The organism is Buttiauxella sp. S19-1 (assembly GCF_022134725.1).
GTDB classification, from domain to species: domain Bacteria; phylum Pseudomonadota; class Gammaproteobacteria; order Enterobacterales; family Enterobacteriaceae; genus Buttiauxella; species Buttiauxella ferragutiae.
The window spans coordinates 1-2521 of sequence record NZ_JAHWLU010000223.1 but is presented as its reverse complement, the minus strand read 5'-3'; the positions used below and the strand labels follow the sequence as shown (position 1 = coordinate 2521).

The 2521-nt window shown below is 51.3% G+C and carries 2 protein-coding genes and 1 pseudogene; all 3 read right to left on the bottom strand.

From position 1 onward, the window contains the following. A pseudogene (fliF, locus tag MES37_RS24065) lies at positions 1-491 on the bottom strand (flagellar basal-body MS-ring/collar protein FliF); the annotation flags it as partial. 22 nt (positions 492-513) lie between these two features. Continuing rightward, positions 514-843, bottom strand: a complete 330-nt coding sequence (gene fliE / locus MES37_RS24815) for a flagellar hook-basal body complex protein FliE (RefSeq protein ID WP_064544111.1) — start codon at positions 841-843, stop codon at positions 514-516. 27 nt (positions 844-870) lie between these two features. Next, positions 871-2208 carry a sigma-54-dependent transcriptional regulator gene (locus MES37_RS24055; protein ID WP_064544109.1) on the bottom strand — a complete coding sequence of 446 codons (1338 nt, stop codon included), beginning with the start codon at positions 2206-2208 and terminating at the stop codon, positions 871-873. Positions 2209-2521: the final 313 nt, after the last annotated feature.

Genomic DNA, 2521 nt, shown 5'->3' with positions numbered 1-2521 from the left:
GGAATAGCCAGATGCACCCTCGCATAGCTCACCCCTTCTAATCCCATAATGGTACGGGCCAACTCGCCTTCAAGCCCACGACGATAACGGGCATTTTCAACAAACTGGCTGGTCCCGAGAGTGGAATCCTTTTCCAGCATTTCCAGCCCTACTGGCAGTTTGGCTTGTACGCCTTTAGCCGCCAGTAGCATGCGCGCCTGCGACAGGCGATCTTCTTCCACCAGTACCTGCCCAGTCGTCTCCATCAGCCGATAGGGAATGTTTTCCTGATCCAGGACAGACATGATCTGGGCGCTGTCGAAGCGCTCCTGCTGACCATAAAGAGGGCGATAATTCCCCTGATAAGACCAGAGAACCAGGACAACGAGTACTGCCAACAGGCACGCCAGCATTCCCAGCAGGATAAACTGGGGGCCTTTTCCACGTAGCGTGGATATATTAGGCACCTGTTGACTAATGTTGCCCCAAACGGATTTGAATTTTTGCCTCATGGGTTGCTCATTACTTCCCATCTTACAGCGGCATCTTCATGATTTCGTCAACACCGGTCATCAGCTTGTTACGGACCTGGGTAAGGGCCGAGAAGCTGAGGCTGGCTTTCTGACTGGCAATCATGGCACCAGTAAGATCATCGCTGGCCCCTGTTTCAATTTGCGTCGCCAGGTTTGCCGCATCTTGCTGATGACGATCAACGCCATTAAGGGCGGCATGAAAAACACTCCCAAACGAGGTATTTTGCGTATTGTTCTGCGACGAAGGCGCTATTAGCGGTTGCTGAACTTCTGCCTGCATGGTAGCCATGCGCTGCATCATCGCCTGCTGCGTGTCGTTTATTGAGTTCATAATATGAGCCAGGTAATTAAACTAGTGTTATGCATCATCTGCGATGATGCCTCTTCGCCGCATCTCGGCAAGTTTGTAACGCAGAGCCCTGGGAGTAATGCCGAGAGCCTCGGCAGTCATACTCCGATGACCACGGCAACTGCGTAGGGTTTCTAAAACATGCTGGAATTCACCGTGTTTGCGACTCTCCTGCAAAGACTCAACAGGGCTGTGTTCAGAGCGAACCATCGGGGCAACAACACTGCTTCCCTGCCCGGAAGGGCAGGCAAATAAACCGAAGTCAGACGCGAGCAGCACAATGCCACGACACATGACCAGAGCACGTTGTACGCGGTTCTCCAGCTCCCGAATATTGCCCGGCCAATTGTGTGCCAATAATGCCTGCTGAGCGCATGGGCTTAATTTAACGGCGTGAGCAAAGGTATGGTCGCCATGCTTTTGCACGAAGTGAGCGATTAAGCTATCCAACTCTTCACGACGCTGACGCAATGGAGGGATGACGAGTGGCAAGATGTCCAACCGATAGAACAAGTCTTCACGGAAGTAGCCCTTGCTTACTGCCTCTTTAAGATTCTGGTTAGTGGCGGTGATAAGCCGAACATCGAGCGGAATCACTTTATTGCTGCCCAGACGCTCCACCTCCCATTCCTGCAGCACACGCAACAGCTTGGTCTGTAAAGACAGTGGCATCTCAGCGATTTCATCCAGGAACAAGGTTCCGTGGTTTGCGAGTTCAAATTTTCCGACCTGCCCGGTATAAGCGCCGGTAAACGCCCCTTTAACGTGGCCAAACAGAATAGCTTCCAGCATGCTCTCAGGAATCGCGGCACAGTTGACTGCCACAAAGGGGCCGGACTTCCGCATAGAGTTGGTGTGAATGAATTGCGCTAGCATCTCCTTCCCCGTCCCCGTTTCTCCTCGAATAAGTACAGGAGCGTCAGCGAGAGCCACTCGATGCGCCATGGTCTGCAAGCGACGAGAAGCAGGAGACCCCATGATCATTCCTTGGGTCTGCAACGAATTGGCATTGAGCAACCGGGTTATCTGCTGGCTAAGTTGCTGGAGGCTAAAGGGATAAAGTAAATAATCATTCACCCCAGCCCCGAGGGCAGTGCTCGCCCATTCCGCTTGCTCTACATGGCTAATCAACAGAATAGGAAGCGCATTAAACTGGCGAATATAGGCAAGAGCCTGCGATTGAGACAGACCTCGCCCCAGAATGACCAGGCTCGGAGAACTGGCATTATTATAAGCGTCTATGTCAGGCAAACTTGTCTGCCAGACAACGCGACAGGCATATTCTTCACTGAGATGAGTGAGAACGTCGTCTGCGCACGCTTTATCAGATTCAAGCAGCAAGATCATTGAACGAGTAGAACCCTGTTGTGAGCTAAAGAAACACCAGAGACGTAGCTGGATTTTGGTGAGGATTAAAGCAGAGTGGACTTAACTGAAGCTGAATGTGGGCTATAAATGAACCGCCTGAGCCTGTGGAATTTTGTAATAATCATACCCACCATGAGTGGACAGGCATCTCAGTGAGTAAACTCACAATCAGAGGTGATGTGATGGACGCCCCTTCCCAGCCTAAGTTCTGCCACACTTATGCTGAATGTCTATTCGCAGAGGAACAACATCATGAACTCGATAAAAGTTGTCGGGATCGATTTAGCTAAGT

What these genes read in the sequence shown, in the direction of transcription:
- fliE (WP_064544111.1), bottom strand. Translation starts at nt 843, where the DNA reads ATGAACTCAATAAACGACACGCAGCAGGCGATGATGCAGCGCATGGCT.
- MES37_RS24055 (WP_064544109.1), bottom strand. Translation starts at nt 2,208, where the DNA reads ATGATCTTGCTGCTTGAATCTGATAAAGCGTGCGCAGACGACGTTCTC.